This window comes from Bacillus sp. OTU530 (assembly GCF_038440375.1).
Map to the genome: position 1 here is coordinate 23,384 of NZ_JASATP010000024.1, position 17,903 is coordinate 41,286.

The 17,903-nt window shown below is 38.9% G+C and carries 15 protein-coding genes and 3 pseudogenes; 15 read left to right on the forward strand and 3 right to left on the reverse strand.

Features of this window, described 5'->3' with window-relative positions; genetic code table 11:
• Positions 1-25: 25 nt before the first annotated feature.
• The 5 genes from AAHB12_RS17775 (at position 26) to hprK (ending at position 7,288) form a co-directional block, all read left to right on the forward strand.
• Positions 26-1,303: a response regulator transcription factor gene (locus AAHB12_RS17775; RefSeq protein ID WP_342046274.1), complete on the forward strand. Its 1,278-nt coding sequence runs from the start codon at positions 26-28 to the stop codon at positions 1,301-1,303.
• Positions 1,304-1,661: 358 nt separating this feature from the next.
• Positions 1,662-2,741 carry a multiple monosaccharide ABC transporter substrate-binding protein gene (gene chvE, locus AAHB12_RS17780; RefSeq protein ID WP_342046275.1) on the forward strand — a complete coding sequence of 360 codons (1,080 nt, stop codon included), beginning with the start codon at positions 1,662-1,664 and terminating at the stop codon, positions 2,739-2,741.
• A gap of 90 nt (positions 2,742-2,831) precedes the next feature.
• Complete coding sequence (gene mmsA, locus AAHB12_RS17785) at positions 2,832-4,367, forward strand: multiple monosaccharide ABC transporter ATP-binding protein (protein WP_342046276.1); 1,536 nt, start codon at positions 2,832-2,834, stop codon at positions 4,365-4,367.
• An 85-nt stretch (positions 4,368-4,452) separates the two neighbouring features.
• Positions 4,453-5,598: a multiple monosaccharide ABC transporter permease gene (gene mmsB / locus AAHB12_RS17790; protein ID WP_342046316.1), complete on the forward strand. Its 1,146-nt coding sequence runs from the start codon at positions 4,453-4,455 to the stop codon at positions 5,596-5,598.
• 766 nt (positions 5,599-6,364) lie between these two features.
• Positions 6,365-7,288 carry an HPr(Ser) kinase/phosphatase gene (hprK, locus tag AAHB12_RS17795; RefSeq protein ID WP_129728870.1) on the forward strand — a complete coding sequence of 308 codons (924 nt, stop codon included), beginning with the start codon at positions 6,365-6,367 and terminating at the stop codon, positions 7,286-7,288.
• Positions 7,289-7,511: 223 nt separating this feature from the next.
• On the opposite strand, the gene AAHB12_RS17800 is transcribed toward hprK, so the two are convergent.
• From AAHB12_RS17800 to AAHB12_RS17810, 3 genes and pseudogenes are all read right to left on the reverse strand, one after another.
• Positions 7,512-9,164: an ABC transporter ATP-binding protein gene (locus AAHB12_RS17800; protein ID WP_342046277.1), complete on the reverse strand. Its 1,653-nt coding sequence runs from the start codon at positions 9,162-9,164 to the stop codon at positions 7,512-7,514.
• A 337-nt stretch (positions 9,165-9,501) separates the two neighbouring features.
• Complete coding sequence (locus tag AAHB12_RS17805) at positions 9,502-10,185, reverse strand: rhamnogalacturonan acetylesterase (protein ID WP_342046278.1); 684 nt, start codon at positions 10,183-10,185, stop codon at positions 9,502-9,504.
• A gap of 289 nt (positions 10,186-10,474) precedes the next feature.
• Positions 10,475-10,693: pseudogene (locus tag AAHB12_RS17810) on the reverse strand (DDE-type integrase/transposase/recombinase); the annotation flags it as partial.
• Positions 10,694-10,917: 224 nt separating this feature from the next.
• Between AAHB12_RS17810 and AAHB12_RS17815 the strand changes: the two are divergent.
• From AAHB12_RS17815 to AAHB12_RS17860, 10 genes and pseudogenes are all read left to right on the forward strand, one after another.
• A complete protein-coding gene (locus AAHB12_RS17815; RefSeq protein WP_342046279.1) occupies positions 10,918-11,049 on the forward strand; it encodes a hypothetical protein in 132 nt (43 codons plus the stop codon).
• 147 nt (positions 11,050-11,196) lie between these two features.
• Positions 11,197-12,726 carry an MFS transporter gene (locus AAHB12_RS17820; RefSeq protein ID WP_342046280.1) on the forward strand — a complete coding sequence of 510 codons (1,530 nt, stop codon included), beginning with the start codon at positions 11,197-11,199 and terminating at the stop codon, positions 12,724-12,726.
• 29 nt (positions 12,727-12,755) lie between these two features.
• Positions 12,756-13,856 carry a glycoside hydrolase family 88/105 protein gene (locus tag AAHB12_RS17825; RefSeq protein ID WP_342046281.1) on the forward strand — a complete coding sequence of 367 codons (1,101 nt, stop codon included), beginning with the start codon at positions 12,756-12,758 and terminating at the stop codon, positions 13,854-13,856.
• Positions 13,857-14,021: 165 nt separating this feature from the next.
• Positions 14,022-14,210 (forward strand): hypothetical protein, encoded by a 189-nt coding sequence (locus AAHB12_RS17830; RefSeq protein WP_342046282.1) that lies wholly within the window; start codon positions 14,022-14,024, stop codon positions 14,208-14,210.
• Positions 14,147-14,401 (forward strand): annotated as a pseudogene (locus AAHB12_RS17835) (glycoside hydrolase family 88 protein); the annotation flags it as partial. The gene AAHB12_RS17830 and the pseudogene AAHB12_RS17835, both read left to right, overlap by 64 nt.
• Before the next feature lie 48 nt (positions 14,402-14,449).
• The gene (locus tag AAHB12_RS17840) at positions 14,450-14,608 is read left to right on the forward strand and encodes a hypothetical protein (protein ID WP_342046283.1); all 159 of its coding nucleotides are present in this window, start codon (positions 14,450-14,452) and stop codon (positions 14,606-14,608) included.
• A 216-nt stretch (positions 14,609-14,824) separates the two neighbouring features.
• A pseudogene (locus AAHB12_RS17845) lies at positions 14,825-16,185 on the forward strand (glycoside hydrolase family 28 protein).
• 31 nt (positions 16,186-16,216) lie between these two features.
• On the forward strand, positions 16,217-16,555 hold the full coding sequence (locus tag AAHB12_RS17850) for a hypothetical protein (protein ID WP_342046284.1): 339 nt from the start codon (positions 16,217-16,219) through the stop codon (positions 16,553-16,555).
• Positions 16,530-16,751, forward strand: coding sequence for a dienelactone hydrolase family protein (locus tag AAHB12_RS17855; protein ID WP_342046285.1), 222 nt, complete (start codon positions 16,530-16,532; stop codon positions 16,749-16,751). The genes AAHB12_RS17850 and AAHB12_RS17855 overlap by 26 nt, the downstream gene beginning before the upstream one ends.
• 353 nt (positions 16,752-17,104) lie before the next feature.
• Positions 17,105-17,311, forward strand: coding sequence for a hypothetical protein (locus AAHB12_RS17860; protein WP_342046286.1), 207 nt, complete (start codon positions 17,105-17,107; stop codon positions 17,309-17,311).
• Positions 17,312-17,903: the final 592 nt, after the last annotated feature.

Consider the following 17,903-nt stretch of genomic DNA (forward strand, 5'->3'; position numbering starts at 1 on the left):
GGGAACGGAAAAGGAGTGAAGATTCTTGCAGAAAACTTGGAAAGTGTTAATTGCAGATGATGAGCCGATTATTCGAGAGGGGATTTGTGAAGCAGTAAACTGGGAAGCACTTCAAATGGAAGTGGTAGCAGAAGCTGAAGACGGGGAGGAAGCGTTAGAGCTTGCATTAGAGCATTCTGTTGATATTCTTCTAGCCGATTTAAATATGCCCATTATGAATGGCATCACCTTAATTAAGAATCTCCGAGAAAAGCACCCGCAATGTAAGATTGTCATTATTACAGGACATGATGAATTTACGTATGCACAAGAAGCGGTACGCCTACATGTTACTGATTATATTCTTAAGCCGGCAAATCCTGAACAATTAAAGAATGTGCTGGAGAACATACGCAAAGAGCTAGAAGATACAATACAGCAGAATGAGTATTTAAAAATGGCAGAAACACAAATTACAAAAAATTTTCCGTTGCTGCAAGAGCGCTTTTGTTTGGAATGGATTGCAGGACATATGAAAGAGGAAGAAATATTGGAGCAACTTCGGTTTTTACAGTTGCCTGCAAAATGTCCGCAGCAATTTGGCATCATTCACTGTCACGAATTTTATGCCAATACACCACTAGTGAAAGAAAATGATAGAAAAATGCTGTTATTTTCTATTGAAAACATTGTCTCAGAATTGCTTCAGCCCTTTCAGAAAGTCCTGTTTTGCGATCATTCTGGACTCATTATCGTATGTGTTTGGGGACATGTGCCTACGGATACCCTATTTGAAATTGAAAAAGCAGTTAAGGAATATTTGCGAGCTACAGTGAATCTGTACTTTGAACCGATTCAAGACGGATTGACAGCAATTACAGAACTCTATCAACGTTGTAAAGGGTTGGTTGATAAGGAGTCACGTATTTCTCCAATGGTTCGTCGTGCGAAAAAGTTTATTCATGACCATTTTTCTGATCCTGATCTTACATTGGAATTGTTAGCACAGTCTCTGCAGGCATCTCCTGTTTATTTGAGCAGGACGATCAAACAAGAATTGGGGAGGTCGTTTGTGGGATTGGTTACCGAGCTGCGAATGAAAAAGGCAATTCAGCTGCTGAATGATACTGACCTATCGATTCTTGAAATTGCTGAACGGGTGGGCTATGACACGCAGCATTACTTCAGTACAGCCTTCAAAAAAGTCATGGGGGTATCACCTAATCAGTATCGAAAAGGCTCAGGCTTTTTATATGACGAGCCGATTAGGAAAGAATTTACGGTAACTCTTGATAGGAAAATCACACACAATATCGATGGGTAAATGGTTGGATGAAAGGTATATGTTGTGAATATAGGTTCGGTTCTTGGATAGATGAAACGGTACTTATAATTTAGATAATGATTAGAGGACAGGCTGAATCGGAAAATTCAGTCTGTTTTTTATTTTAAGCCTTGTCATGGTCTACCCTAACTTACCAGCTAATGCTGCTTGAAGAAGGGGAGAGGGCTGGGCAGGATTGGTTAAGCTTTAGTTTTGAAAGCGTTTTAATTTAAGTTAAATTTTTATAAAAAGAGTTATTTTATTAAAAAGACCAAAAAATGACGAGATGGTATATTCAAGTTACATCAGGGAAGTTACTTCCGATGGGCAAATGATAGAGACAAAGGGGGATAAACAGATGAAGAAATTGTTGTCAGTATTGCTTTTAGCAGTCATAGTATTTTCATTGGCAGCATGCGGGGGAAGTAAAGGAGCTAGTGGAGGAGATAGTGGCTTTGTAGGGATTTCAATGCCCACAAAATCATCAGAGCGATGGGTAAATGATGGAGAAAACATGGTAAAGGAATTTAAAGAATTGGGATACAAAACAGACTTACAGTATGCAGAGGATGTAGTAGAGAACCAAGTATCCCAAATAGAGAATATGATTACCAAGGGTGTAAGCGTTTTAGTTGTTGCTCCAATTGATGGTGAAGCATTAACAGATGTTCTAGAAAAAGCAAATAAACAGGATATTCAAGTAATTGCTTATGATCGTTTGATTAAAAATAGTAAGTATGTTAGCTACTATGCAACATTTGATAACTTTAAAGTAGGAGTTCTGGAAGGTTCATATATTGAGCAAAAATTAGGCTTAAAAGACGGAAAAGGCCCATTTAATATCGAGTTATTTGCAGGGTCACCTGATGACAATAATGCTTACTTCTTCTTTGATGGGGCAATGTCAGTATTAAAGCCGTATATTGAATCTGGAAAACTAGTCGTAAAGAGCGGCCAAACGAAATTTGAGCAAGGCGCAACATTACGCTGGGACGGTGCAGTTGCACAGGCGAGAATGGACAATTTATTAAGTGCCCACTATACAACTGAAAAGATAGATGCTGTGTTGTCTCCTTATGATGGTATTAGTATCGGTATTATTTCCTCTCTAAAGGGTGTTGGATACGGAAAAGCAGATAAGCCAATGCCTGTAATCACTGGTCAAGATGCTGAGCTAGCTTCCGTGAAATCTATCATAGCTGGCGAGCAAACACAAACGGTATTTAAGGATACAAGAGAATTAGCTAAGAAGGCGGTTGCAATGGTAGATGCAATATTAAAAGGAAAAGAAGCAGAAGTAAACGACACAAAAACATATGACAATGGTAAGAAAGTAGTGCCTGCCTATCTATTAGAACCAGTGTCTGTTGATGCTGCAAACTATAAATCCGTATTAGTAGAAAGTGGCTACTACACAGAAAAAGAGCTCGGAAAATAAAGCGTAAATCGTCTGGAATGAAATGATTTAGTAGTTATCGGATGATGACCGCTAAATCATTTCAGCAAATTTTGAGGGTGTGGTGATAAGATGTCAGGAATTATATTAGAAATGCAGAATATCACGAAGGAGTTTCCAGGGGTTAAAGCACTTCAAAATGTAAACTTAAAGGTAAAAGAAGGTGAAATTCACGCATTATGCGGTGAAAATGGCGCAGGAAAATCCACTTTAATGAAGGTGCTAAGTGGTGTATATCCCCATGGAAGCTATACAGGCGATATCTTCTTTCAAGGCAATGTCTGTAAGTTTAAAGATATTAAGCAAAGTGAAGAATTAGGGATTGTGATTATTCATCAGGAATTAGCATTGATCCCTTATTTATCAATAGCTGAGAATATTTTTTTAGGGAATGAACAAGCAAAGAACGGCGTTATTAATTGGAATGAAACAACAGTACAGACACGTGAATTGCTGCAAAAGGTAGGACTAGATGAAGCGCCCAATATGTTAATTACGAATATTGGTGTTGGGAAGCAGCAATTAGTGGAAATTGCGAAGGCGTTATCGAAAGAGGTGAAGTTGTTAATTTTAGATGAACCGACTGCTGCCCTAAATGAAGATGATAGTGAAAATCTATTGAATTTATTATTAGAATTTAAAAAACAAGGGATGTCAGCTATTATTATTTCTCATAAGTTAAATGAAATATCAAAGGTTGCGGATTCCATTACAATTTTGCGTGATGGGCAAACGATTGAAACTTTGGATATGAAAAAAGATAACATTACAGAGGATCGAATCATAAAGGGCATGGTAGGGAGAGATTTAACGAACCGTTATCCGAAGAGGGAACCGAAAATTGGAGAGCCAATATTTGAGGTTAAAAATTGGAATGTATATCATCCTTTGCATACGGATCGAAAAGTGCTTGATAATATCAATTTTCATATCCGCAAAGGTGAAATTGTAGGTATTGCCGGTTTAATGGGGGCAGGACGAACAGAACTCGCAATGAGCATCTTCGGTAAAACATACGGTAAGAAAATAAGCGGGCAAACATTAAAAAATGGCCAAGAAATATATTTAGATGATGTGAACAAAGCGATTCGTCAAGGTATAGCTTACGTGACAGAAGATAGAAAAGGAAATGGTCTTATCTTAATGGATGATATTAAGAAGAATATATCATTAGCAAGCTTAGACAAGATATCAAATAAATTTATCCTAAATGAAAACCAAGAAGTTATGGAAGCTGAGCGCTTCCGAGAGAAAATGAAAATAAAAACGCCAAGTATTTATCAAAAAACAGGAAATTTAAGCGGTGGGAATCAACAGAAGGTTGTATTAAGCAAGTGGATTTTCTCCGAACCGGATATTTTAATTTTGGATGAGCCGACCCGTGGCATTGATGTAGGTGCAAAATATGAGATATACACCATCATTAATCAATTAGCAATGGAAGGAAAAGGAGTTTTAGTCATTTCCTCTGAGCTCCCTGAAATTCTAGGAATATGTGATCGAATTTATGTTATGAGCGAGGGACGAATTACTGGTGAGGTGAATGGTGCGGAAGCGACTCAAGAACGGATTATGAAGTATATGACAAAGAGCAAGATTAGGGGGTAGGACACATATGCAAACATTCATTGAAAAGGTATTTAAAAATAACACGGGTACGGGTGGGGGAACAAATACAAAACCGTTAACCAAAATGCTTGCGAACAACATGAGACAGTATAGTATGATTATGTCACTTGTTTTTATTATGCTTCTCTTCCAAATTTTAACCGATGGGATTTTATTAAGACCATTAAACATTACGAATTTAATCTTGCAAAATAGTTATATTTTAGTATTGGCTATTGGAATGGTACTCGTGATTATTACAGGTCATATCGATTTATCAGTTGGTTCAATCGCTGCGTTTGTAGGAGCTATCTCTGCTATTTTAATGGTTGATCACCAAGTTTCTCCGGCTCTGGCTATCATTATTTCGTTGCTAGTAGGTGCTCTCATTGGAGCTTGGCAAGGATTTTGGGTAGCTTATGTCAAAATTCCATCCTTTATCGTAACACTTGCTGGGATGCTTTTATTCCGAGGATTAACGATGATTGTTCTCGAGGGAAAGTCGATTGCTCCATTTCCAGAGTCGTTTCAAAAAATAAGCTCCGGTTTCATTCCTGATTTGTTCGGCGGAGGTACAATTCATGTATTTACTCTTGTCCTAGGCGTTATATTATCTGTAATTCTAGTGCTCAATGAAATAAAGAGCAGACGAACACAAAGAAAATACAACTTTGCTGTGCAGCCAACAGGGTTATTTGCACTTAAACTTGTTGCCATTGTCGCTATTATAAATGTGTTTGCCTACGTTCTTGCTACGTACGAAGGGATTCCAAATATCTTAATTATTCTAGCTGTATTAATTGTAGCATATCGATTTGTTACGAATAAAACAAAAGCAGGCCGTCATGTGTATGCGATTGGCGGAAATGAAAAAGCAGCACAATTATCAGGGGTCAAAACAAAGCGTGTCACATTCTGGGTATTTGTAAATATGGGAGTGTTAGCTGCTCTATCTGGACTTATCTTTGCGGCCCGTTTAAATGCTGCAACACCGAAAGCTGGAAACTTATTTGAGTTAGATGCTATTGCTGCTTGCTTCATTGGCGGAGCATCGGCTTATGGAGGCATTGGTACGGTTGCGGGTGCTATTATTGGCGGACTAGTAATGGGGATTATGAATAATGGTATGTCATTGCTTGGCTTAGGAATTGACTGGCAGCAAGGTATCAAGGGCTTAGTCCTATTGGCAGCGGTTGCGTTTGATATTTATAATAAAAACAAAGCTTCTTAGGTTCTGGTGCAAAGATTGTATTTATTGGAAATTTCCTAGCTGTAGAAAAGGAAATTACTGCAGCTGGGAAACCGATTCATGAGATAGGGGATGCATATAGCCTGTTAGTGAAACATTTCAGTAGACGAAAGCTAGCTAACAGAGGAAAGGGAAGCCATCAAACATACAATCGTAGAAGCTGCACCGAATACTCAAAATTGATTGAAGGGTTCTGCAAAAATAGCAGGACCCTTATTTTTTTGAAAGGTGTTCCAAACGGATTGTTGCTGTCGGGATAGCGATGGATTACACGTTAAGTACGTCCAATCCATTCAGAATATAAACCACTCCCACTGCAGTTAGAGCATTCATAGGGAGAGATATAAACATCGTTGAATGCAGGAGCAACGGAAATCATCCCTTTCCCTCTGCAATCAGGACATTTGCCTAGTGATTGCATTTCAGACTTATGTTTTTCATATCTTTGGACCTGCCAGTTATAGAATACGCTAAAGAATCCCATTTACTCACCTCGAATCATTTTTGTTAGTTTATGGAGAAATGTAGTGTTTTAGTCAGTTTTAGATTGAAAGAAATACTTTAGTGGGGTTATTATTTTAGGAATAGCTGCTCTCGTAAAAAAAGTATAGAAGGAACAATTAAGGCTATATCAGGTAATAATAGCGATGCAGCTAAGCAGTTTGGTGATAAATACTAAGGAAACTTTTTCTTTTTTTCAGTATAATCAAGATTCAGGGAATGATTAAGGACGGAGAGTGCCATAGACATGAAAGTATTAACTGTTGAAAATTTAGTTCGCAAGTTTGCATTAAAAGTATTAGCCGGGGAAAATCGACTACAACAAACAATTACGCAACCACAGTCTCATCGTCCGGGGTTGGAATTCGTTGGCCACTTTGATTTTTTTCCAACTGAACGTGTTCAAATACTTGGAAGAAAGGAAATTACGTATTTGCATAAGTTAAGCAGAGAGGAGCGTCAGTTGCGAATAGGTAATATTGTCAAATACCACCCACCTTGCTTTATCGTTACCGCTGGGCAAGAAGGGCTAACGTATTTGACTCAGTATTGTATAGAAGAGGGAATTCCGTTGTTATGTACAAATGAACCGCAAACGACTTCTGAATTTATTACGAGACTTGATGCTTATATGATAAAAACGCTAGCTCCAGAAATCGCAATCCACGGAGTTTGTGTCAATGTGTATGGAATCGGCATTTTACTTCGAGGAAAATCAGGTGCTGGCAAAAGCGAAACGGCACACACATTGATTGGTAGAGGTCATAGGCTAGTGGCTGATGATCTTGTCGTGTTGAAAAAGCTCAGTCCACGAACGATTCTCGGTACTCATGATGGGAAAACGAAGGAGTTTCTTGCCCTGCGCAGTGTCGGGCTGTTGAATGTGGTCCGCTTATATGGAAGAAAAGCGTTTCAGGATGAGACGAGGATCGCGCTCGATATTGAATTAACAAAATGGGAGAAAAATTCCCTGAATAATGAATTGGAGCAGGAACCTACATTTACAGAGTATATGGGCGTTCAAATTCCCCATATTGAGATTCAGCTCCAACCTGGTCGTGATGTGGCAGGGTTAATTGAAGCTGCGGCAAATAACTGGCTGCTGAAGCAGCAAGGATACAGTGCTGCAGAAGAGTTCATGAGGCGGCTGGAATCTGATTCTAACTGGTAGGATCCAGTGCATGATCCCTTCTATGTAGACAGTATGAAAAAACATACCGTCTACATAGAAGGGATTTGTTTTCTCTTAAAAAAACAGAAATTTATAACCTATTAGGTAAATTTACATTTGAAGTTGCTTTAACTCATAAAATTTCCCTTTTTTAGTCAGTAATTCATCATACGTACCGAACTCTACACAATGCCCATTTTCGATGACAGCGATTTTGTCAGCATTACGGATCGTTGAAAGACGGTGCGCCACAATAAAAGTAGTCCGGCCTTGACATAAAAATGTCTAAAGCTTTCTGGATTTTTCTCTCAGAATGACTGTCTAATGCAGAAGTGGCTTCATCTAAAATAATCACCTTTGGATTCCGTATCAATGCTCTCGCGATAGATATCCTTTGTCGCTGACCGCCGGAAAGTTTATCCCCGTGTTCTCCAATTTTCGTATCCAAGCCATCAGGGAGTTTCTTAATGACATCCCATAAATTTGCAGCTATTAAAACTCTTTCTAGCTCTTCTTCTGTAACAGAAGGCATGCCATAGGTAATATTTTGGCGAATGGTTCCAGAAAATAGAATCGTTGCCTGGGGAACCACTGCTAAGTGATTTCGAAAGGACCTTAAATCAATCGAGGTCATATCGTTTCCATCTAAAAGAATGTTTCCTTCAGTAGGTTGAATAAATCCAATGAGTAAATTTAGTATTGTTGATTTACCTGAACCGGATTCCCCGACAAAAGCAACGGTTTCCCCTTGTCTAACCTCTAAGTTTAAATTATGGAGGATATTTTGATTGGTATGTGGATAGCGGTAACTGATGTGTTGTAAAGAAAAGTTTCCATATACTTGATTAAGCTTTGGCTTGTTTTCGTGAGCTTCTACCTCTCCAGCAGTTAAAATCTCGCCAATGGAGTTTACAGATTCCAGTCCTTTAGCAATAGTAGGGATTAATGTTATCATACTAGAAACTGAATTTACTACTGTAGTAAAGTATGTTTGATACATCACCACTTCCCCGGGAGTAATAGAACCGCGATAAGCCAAAACTCCGGTAAATACTAAACAAATGATTTGAAAAAGTTGAAAACAAGCCCAGCTAACGGAACCAAATAATGATTGAATAATGTCTAATTGAAACCCTTTTAATAAAATTTGTTGAAATCGATGATTTAATCGCCGCACCTCTTGTTTCTCTAGCGCGTGTGATCGTGCAATGGGAACTAATTCAATCATTTCAATCACACGGGCAGATGTTTCTTCCATTTCTTGACGAAATTCTGAATTAGAGGTTTTAATTTTTTTACGGAAGATCACAATAATCAGGGCTGATATAGGTACAGTTAACAGAAAAAATAAAAACACAATCGGGCTATTATAGAAAGTAATTCCCAATGCTACTATTAGATTGACGAGAATATTTAAACCGCTGACAAAAACCTGTGCAGAAAGTGTCTGGACAGCCTCTACATCTCGCATAATTTTAGATTGAAGCCGTCCTGATTGCATCTCCTTCTGATAGGGTATCGAAAGTTCTTGTAACTTCTTAATAAGGGAGGCACATAATCCTGATTCTACACTCCGAATAGCATAACTGTGCAGTTTGGTATGATAATAATTCGTTACAATATTTTGCAGCACTAATATGAGCATAATAATCGCATTCAAGTAAATGGTACGAATCCCATTTCCGTCCTGCTTAGTAGCAGCATTGATGACATTAGCGATTGCAATTGGCATGACCCAAGCAGGGATATGTTTAATCGTAAAAAAGACTGCAGAAAAAAATATTCTTAAGTAATTTCCTTTATATAGCCCTATGAGAACCTTAAAGGAATTTTTCTGATTTTTATTATAGGTTTGTTGGACAATTGACTCCTCCAAAGTATTCACTCCCTAAAAAGGTTTAAATCGGACATTGAAAGCAATCCAATGCCTCTTTACGCTTTGCTAAAACACTGCTGGAGATAGTAACGTAGCAACCTAAGGTACTTATTTTAATCCCTTTGCCAGAAAAATCATCTCCCAAAAAACTAGCGATTCCTGCTGATACAGTAGTTAAGAATGAAATATAGTCAGGGAACGACTTTTTAATGGCAAATTGAATATTAGTAAATTGATATTATTATAAGCGGATACACAAACTTCTAAAGAGGATTGATCCAAGTCATAAGCACGAATTGCTAAGATACAAGGGTATCAACAAAAAGGCTACTTTCCGCTATTTTAGTAGGTTTTTTAAAGAGAGATCGCTTTCTTTAATCGCGTTAACAATTAATTGAGCGACCGCTTTGGCTCCTTTTTCATTGAAATGGGTGTTGTCAGTAATTCCATCAGGATAGTTTTTGGATTCGCCAGGGGCTAAATGTAAATAGCAGGAAGCCGATTCCTCCTTGCCGATCGCTTTCATAAATTCCTGGGACCGTTTATGTATATCTAAGACAGGCACATTGTTTTTTTTCGCAAAGTGGAGCATAGCTTTTGGAAATTCACCAACGGACAGGGGATCCAATTTGTCTCCATCCCATTTTCGCCGCGTGACGGGCGTGAATAAGAGGGGATAGGCGTTCTTTCGGCGGGCAACCTCCACATATTTCAAGAGGTTATTTTGATAGTCTTCAAAAGGCTGCGTTCCTCTTTCGGGATCTTCTATTTTTTGATCATTGTGGCCAAATTGAATAATGAAGTAATCGTCAGGTTGAATGCTGTTCGCAATCTCGTCTAGATGACCTTCCTTTATAAAAGATTTGGTACTTCTGCCGTTGAGTGCCCGATTCTCAATCCTTACATTCTCTTTAAAGTATGGTTGGAAGGCTTCACCCCACCCGGTTTCTGGACGCTTGTCCGGCAATTTGATAGCAGCAGTTGAATCACTTGCTATATAAATCGTTATCATTTTTTCCATCCTTCATGCCCCCTTTACAATATTGAAACAGAATCATTTTAGTATATGCACACGTTAACATAATGATATACAATGAAATTAGCTCCTAAATCTTAAATGTAGGCAACCTGTCAGAAAATTTTTTAATTGTTATGTTAACGTTAACATCTTATAATCTAATCTATACCTTGTCAATGGCGATTGGGAGGCAAACATGAATTGGCGGTTCCAGGACACTGAATAAAAAGGGTTCTGGTTCAAAGATGATTTCAAAAAAACATAGGACATGAATTTCCTGCTAACTTACGGATTATGATGCAATGCCAAACAGTTTATCAATGAATTCTTTTCGATTTTGGACAGATTTCACCCCTTGGTGAACTTGCCTTTTTTTCATCATATGCATGGCTTCAATGCCACGTACTATTGAAGTAGCAGTTCCATACGTTTCGAATTCCAGCAAGGAGTGTACTCTTTTCTTAATAAAACGATGCTCCTGTTCCACGATATTGTTTAAAGATTTCTTTTTTGAGTTATCTATTGAAATTTACAATGTTGTTATATATAATCAGGTTATTCAATTTCCAAATAGTAAATTGAATTTCTTTATAGGAAATATTAATTAAAGAGGAGGAATGATGAAGTGTTACCCAATAACGAAAAATGAAAACGCTTAGCAAGTATTACCTACCAATGAAAAATAAAAACGTTTTTCAAGATGAGACAATTGTATGTGACGAGGAAGCTTGGAAAATGAAAGGAATCTGTATCCTAACATCTGTGGGAGACTATGAATATGATGTTTCCCTCCTTACATCGGAAAATCATTTACACGACGTTGAAGCCTTTATTCTTGCAAGTATGGTAGTTGCCAATTTGCTTTAACTAAGCTAAGGCTGGATCAGTAAGTAAATACTTGGCAAACTTGTGGAGCCATTTTTCAGGGCATAAATATCTAGTTTTATTTATTTTCACTTTAGTTGAAATGTATGCGGATTCATTGATCATTGACGTTCAGGAGAGAGGGTTATTATGAAAAAGAATAGGCCGAGAAAGATTACTTGGGTTACTCAGTTTGCTTATGGAAGTGGGAATTTATTAGGCAGTGGCGCGTTAGCAATTAGTGGTGTTTGGTTACTTTACTTTTATACTACGTTTTGCGGATTATCTGTTGTTGAAGCTACGTTAATTTTTTCAGTTGCAACTTATCTGGATGTCATTTTAAATCCTATAATGGGGTTTGTGACAGATGGCTTTTACCAAACAAAATTAGGGAAAAAATTTGGGCGCCGCAGATTCTTTATTATGATTGGTATTCCTTTGATGCTTGTGTACCCAATGCTTTGGGTAAATCATATGAATTTTTGGTATTATCTCTCAACCTATGTTGCGTTTGAAATCATCTATAACAGTGTCATGATTCCTTATGAAACGTTGGCTGTAGAAATGACAACTGACTTTAATAAAAGGACATATCTTACAGGTTCAAAGGCTGTGTTCGGGAAAATTGCAAACTTTTTAGCAGCAGCCATCCCGGGTTTCTTTATTGGTTCTTTAGGTCAAGACTCGCCATTGTCATTTTTTTACACAGGGCTTGTTTATAGTATCATTATGATGGTGTCTTTAACACTTCTGTACTTTAATTCTTGGGAAAGACCATATGAGGAAGTTAAAACGGAATTTGTTGGAAACACTTGGGAAAGTATTAAAAAACTATTCATTGATATATTATCAACCTTTAGAATAAGAACTTTCAGGCACCATATGGGAATGTACCTTTTTGGGTTTGGTGCTGAGTGGTTGTTTGCAGCTGTATTTACTTACTTTGTAGTATTTGTTTTACAGAGGCCAGCAGAATTTGTTTCTGGAATGAATAGTTTAAGCAGTATTTTACAGTTAATTTCTACAGCTATATTTATTGCAATATGTGTTAAAAAAGGGTTTACAAAACCCTTTATATGGGCATTAAGTGTGGTTATTCTAGCAGTTATTTTATATTCTGCCGTTTACTTTTTACATATTCAGAATTTAACATGGTTGATTATCGGAATTACAGTCCTGTTTGGTATTGGAACCGGTGGCGTTTATTATATCCCATGGTCGGTCTATACTTTTATGGCCGATGTTGATGAAGTGGTTACAAACCGTCGGCGTGAAGGAGTATATGCAGGTGCAATGACAATGGCAGGTAAACTTGTCCGGGCGAGCGTCATTTCGATTTTGGGCTTGGTATTGTCACACTATGGATTTAAATCAGGTGCTAATATTCAACCTGAATCTGCGATTAATGCTATTTTAGGTATATTAATCATTGGCGTTGCCGGTCTAGCCATTATAGGTGTTTATTTTTCAAATAAGATGAAATTAAACCATGAAACACATCAGATAGTTTTAGCAGAAATAGATAGAATTCATAATGGTGGAAGAATGGAAAATGTTTCGTCAAAGACGAAGGAAGTTATTGAACAATTAACAGGGTTTCCTTATGAAAAATGTTTTGGAAATAACAGTGTAGGTTATCAAGGAAAAGGGCAAATGGATCTTCAGAAAAAAATAAACTAATTAGAAAAATGATGTAGGAGGATACTACGATGACATACCCAATGATAGATAAACTCAAGGAACAATATAGGTCCAAAGAAAAATGGTACTCGTTAAGATGGCATTACATTGAGGCTTGTATTTTAAAGTCATATTTGGATAGCTATGAACAAACAGGTAACGAGGAAGAATACGATTTTGTTAAGAATTTCATAGATGGTCTGTACGATCTCGACGGGAATATCCCTGAAATTGATTTGAGTTACTACAGTATTGATCAGATCCGAATGGCGTCCGTCCTTTTTACGCTCTATAAAAAAGAGAAGGATCCGAAATACAAAAGGGTGCTTGATCAGATCTATGGTCAACTAAAAACCTATCCAAGAACAGAATCTGGAGGTTTTTGGCATAAAGAAAACTACCCAAATCAAATTTGGCTCGATGGGCTATATATGGGACAACCGTTTTTAGTGCAATTTATTAAGGAGTTTGAAGAGATTAAGGATTACTCTGATACACTAAATCAGTTTATGAATGTGCGAAAATTTATATACAGCGAAGAGAAACACTTGTATTATCATGCCTATGATGAGAGCCGTGAAATGTTTTGGTGTGACAAAATGACCGGTCTTTCTCCGAGTGTATGGGGACGTGCGGTGGGCTGGTTCGTTATGGCATTGGCTGATGTACTTGAATTACTTGAAGGAGAGCCTGTGGAATCGGAACCATTAAAGGTGCTTTTGAAGGAAACGGTGGAAGACATGCTGACTTATCAACATAGCTGCGGCATGTGGTATCAGGTAGTGGATAAGGGAAACTATCCTGAAAATTACCTGGAATCCAGTGGAACTTTAATGTTAGCATATGCCATCTTAAAGGGTGTACGGCTCGGGTATTTGCCTAAGGAATACGCTAAATACGGTAAATGGGCATTTGAAGGTACCGTACAACAGTATGTACGGGAGGTTAATGGGGAAGTGTTAATAGGAGGTATATGCGCGAGTGCAGGTCTCGGAACACATCCCGATACTGGAGTTGTACGAGATGGCAGCTTTGCGTATTATATCCATGGCGAAAAAGTAGTGGATAACAACGGGCATGGTGTGGCACCGCTATTTATGGCCTATAATGAGATAAAGCTTTCAGAATAGTTGCGTTTAGAGTAGGATTTCTTTATTCCATCCTATAATCATTACCGTAAAGTATAATCATTTATTAACTTAATAGACTGAATGAAGATTTTTGATAAAACCTTCATTGAATAATAAATAAACTCTATTAAAATTAAGAAAGCGGTAACATATTGAAATGTTTTCGTGGCATCTACTACGTTTCTAACAGCATGGGGTGGAGGCGGAACCGATGAAAAAGCAAGCACAGAGAAAAAACCGGCCTCCTTTATCATGCATGGGATGAGAAAAAAGTACAGCCTTGGGCAAATCCTGAAACAGGATGTTCACCGGAATTCTGGGGACGTTCCGTTGGCTGGTACGGTACAGCATTGATTGACTTACTTGTGAAATTCTTGGCGACAAGAAACGCGGCCAAGAGGAGCTCCTTAAGTCATTACAAAGCTTTATTCCAGCTATTGTCCAATTCCAGGATGAAAAATCCGGTCTTTTATAAGATTGACTATAAAAACCTTTTCCTATGGCTGCATAGGAAAAGGTTTTATATACATTTATGGGGATGGTAGAAGTAGGAGCGAACGCCCCCACGATAACTGATAAAGGGAGAAGTGAGAATGACAACAGTTCAAAGCAGGTCAGGATCCTTAAGAATCACCGTAGCCAAAGATTGCAGCGGCGCTTATCAAACTGTTCAAGAAGCAATCGTGAAATCAATGAAAAAGGATTTGACGCTGAGGTTGGAAAATGGAAAGAATCAGGTGGCGACCAAATGAGGAAAGAATACGAAGAAGCTTATAAAAAGGCTAATAAATAATAACAAGATTAAGAGGCAGTCCTTCCTTTTTAACCTGAAGGAGGGACTGTTCCTGTTTTTAAATAAATTAGTATTGTTAAAGGATTGACGTTCAGGATTTACTCGGAACGTAAAAACATGCTGACCTTAATTATTTTTCATACAAAATATTGGAAGACAACGAGGAGGAAATGAAATGGAAGTAACTTCTGCATCCGGTATCTATAATATTAGGGATTTTGCTGCCGTAAGTGACCGGAACATCGGTAAATACACAAGCTATAGCAAAGGCCATCGAAGCATGTTCAGAGGCCGGCGGAGGTACTATTTATGTTCCGGCAGGCACTTTCCTTACTGGAGCTGTGATTTTAAAAAAGCAATGTGAATCTTTATTTAGATGCAGGTGCAACTCTGCTGTTTAGTAACGACGTAAACGAATACCCGGTTGTGGAATCCCGCTGGGAGGGTGTCAAAAGAGAAGTATATGCCTCCTGCATTTATGCTGAAAATGCTGAAAATATTTCTGTAACCGGCAGGGGTACATTGGACGGAAATGGACAATTTTGGTGGGACATTTTCCGCAGAAAAGAAAATGAATATCCAAGACCAAAGCTAGTCAGCTTTGATCACTGCCAGCATGTTCTTATTTCTGGGGTGAAAATGATCAACTCGCCAAGCTGGACCGTAAACCCGATTTGCTGTGAAGATGTCACGGTTCACAATATTAGCATCGTCAACCCGGACAATTCTCCAAATACGGATGGAATTGACCCTGAGTCCTGCCGTAATGTCCGAATTTCGGATTGCCATATTGACGTAGGCGATGACTGTATTGCCATTAAAGCTGGAACTGAGGATACGGCTGAACGAGTTCCATGTGAGAATATTACTATCACCAACTGTACGATGATCCACGGCCATGGTGCAGTGGTGCTGGGCAGTGAAATGAGCGGAGATATCCGTAATGTGACGGTAAGCAACTGTGTCTTTGAAGGAACGGACCGGGGCATCCGCTTGAAATCAAGACGCGGCCGCGGCGGCGTAGTAGAGGATGTACGGGTAAACAATATTGTCATGAATGGTGTGATTTGTCCGTTTATCGCCAACCTTTACTATTTCTGCGGGCCACGTGGAAAAGACAAATATGTATGGGATAAGAATCCATACCCAATTACAGAAGAAACTCCTGCATTTAGACGGATTCATTTTTCCAACATTACTGCCCGTGAAGTAAGTGCGGCTGCCGGATTTTTATATGGATTGGCGGAAATGTATGTGGAGGATATTACGTTTGATCAAGTGTCGGTTGCTATGGCAGAAAATGCTGAGCCTGGGATGCCGGCTATGATGGCAGAACTTGAACCAATGAAACAGCGTGGATTCTTCTGTTCCAATGTCAGGGATATCCGATTTAATCAAGTAACAGTATCGAACCATGAAGGCCCTGCATTTTACGTGGAAAATGGGGAGGACATTGAAGTAACGGGATGCCGCACCAAGCATCCGCTCACCAATGATCCAATGGTTGTTTTAAAAAATGTGACGATTTCAAACTAATTTTACCTTTCGTTTTTAAGGAGAAAATACAATGAAATCACAAGATATGAAGGGTCAAAAATTATTTTCGCTATTGGGTGATCTGCCCAATAGCAATTTTCTCGAAGTCACAGCAGTAAGCGAAGTGGATAAAGGAAATTACGTCCTGGAATGTTTGCTGTTGGAGCCATATGAGAATGAGCGAGTTCCAGCCTATTTTGCCCGGCCGAAGGAAGCTAGCGGGCGGCTTCCGATTGTGTTATTTAACCACTCACACTGGGGGCAATATTCTGTCGGGAAAACCGAGATGATCCAAAAGCAGTGTCTATCTTCAGCCCACCTCTTATGCCGAGCAGCTAACTTCCATGGGGTATGGTGTTTTTGGTATTGATATGCTTGGTTTTGGCGAGAGACGCGGCAAGACGGAAAGTGAAATTTTTAAAGAACTGCTTTGGAAAGGGCAGGTCATGTGGGGTAGGATGATCTTTGATAATATCCGCGCTCTCGATTACTTAGAAACGAGAGAGGATGTAGATACTTCAAGGATTGCGACACTAGGTATGTCCATGGGTGGTCTAATGGCCTAGTGGCTGTCTGCTCTTGATGAGCGGGTGAAGGTTTGCACCGATATTACGGGCATGGTCGATGCAGAAACATTGGTTGCCAACCGCGGGTTGGATCACCATGGTTTTTACTCGTATGTTCCTGGGCTATTAAAATATTTCCGTACTTCTGAGATTCAGAGTCTGATCGTTCCCCGCTATCATCTAAGTGTGGCAGGCAAACATGACCGGCTCACCCCTTTTGCCGGGCTGCAGATTATCAACGAGGAAATAATAATGCCGGCAAAGGCAGTGTCGTCGGCCAGGCGGTGGCCATGTATGTGGATGCTGACCAAGTCGAGTTCCACAATTGTTCCTTTTTAGCAGGGGATTCTACCGTGGAAGACGTCAAACCGGAGCAGGGATTGAAAAAAGGCTGGGGACAGCAGATTCCGCCATTTTTTACAGATGGGGTCCAATTTATCAATAAAGCTGCCGGAGGCCGAAGTACCATGAGCTTTATTAATGAAGGTCGATTGGAAGAGACTCTGAATGAGATTGAAGAGGGAGAATTCCTGTTTATCCAATTTGGTCACAACGACTAAAAAATTGAGGATGAAACGAGAGGAACTGACCCTTATACGACATTCCAAGAATATTTAACCCAATATATTAATGGGGCCAGGGAAAAGGGAGCTCTCCCTATTTGCCCCATGAGAAGCCTGTTGAACGGCTCTGTATTTCGCTTCCTAGGAAGAAGATACGGAATCCCCCACCTCAAGGAGCGTTAGCGAGTAGGTGAGGGTAGTTCAATGGAAATAGGTATATATACGATGTGTTATCATCTTAAGGACTAGTGAAAAAACTTTTCGTCAGCTCATGTCTTCTATGAGTCTAAAACATATCAGTTGCTCCTATCCTTAGGTATGTAAAAGTGAGGTATTTATACCGTTACATCACAGAAAGCGAAAAAATACAACGTTAACCGAGGTTCCACTATATTATATAACCTACTAAAGATGGCCTATTGGGCCATCTTTTTTGTTGTATGCATATTAGAACATAAGTTGACCAGAACGGCTATTTTAGCCTTTTGTTACAACTTTGTTGATAGCCAACTCATTTTTATTAAGAAAGTTTAGGGAAATTATACGTATTATTATCTTTATATCGATATAAGGTATTGCAAATGAAAGT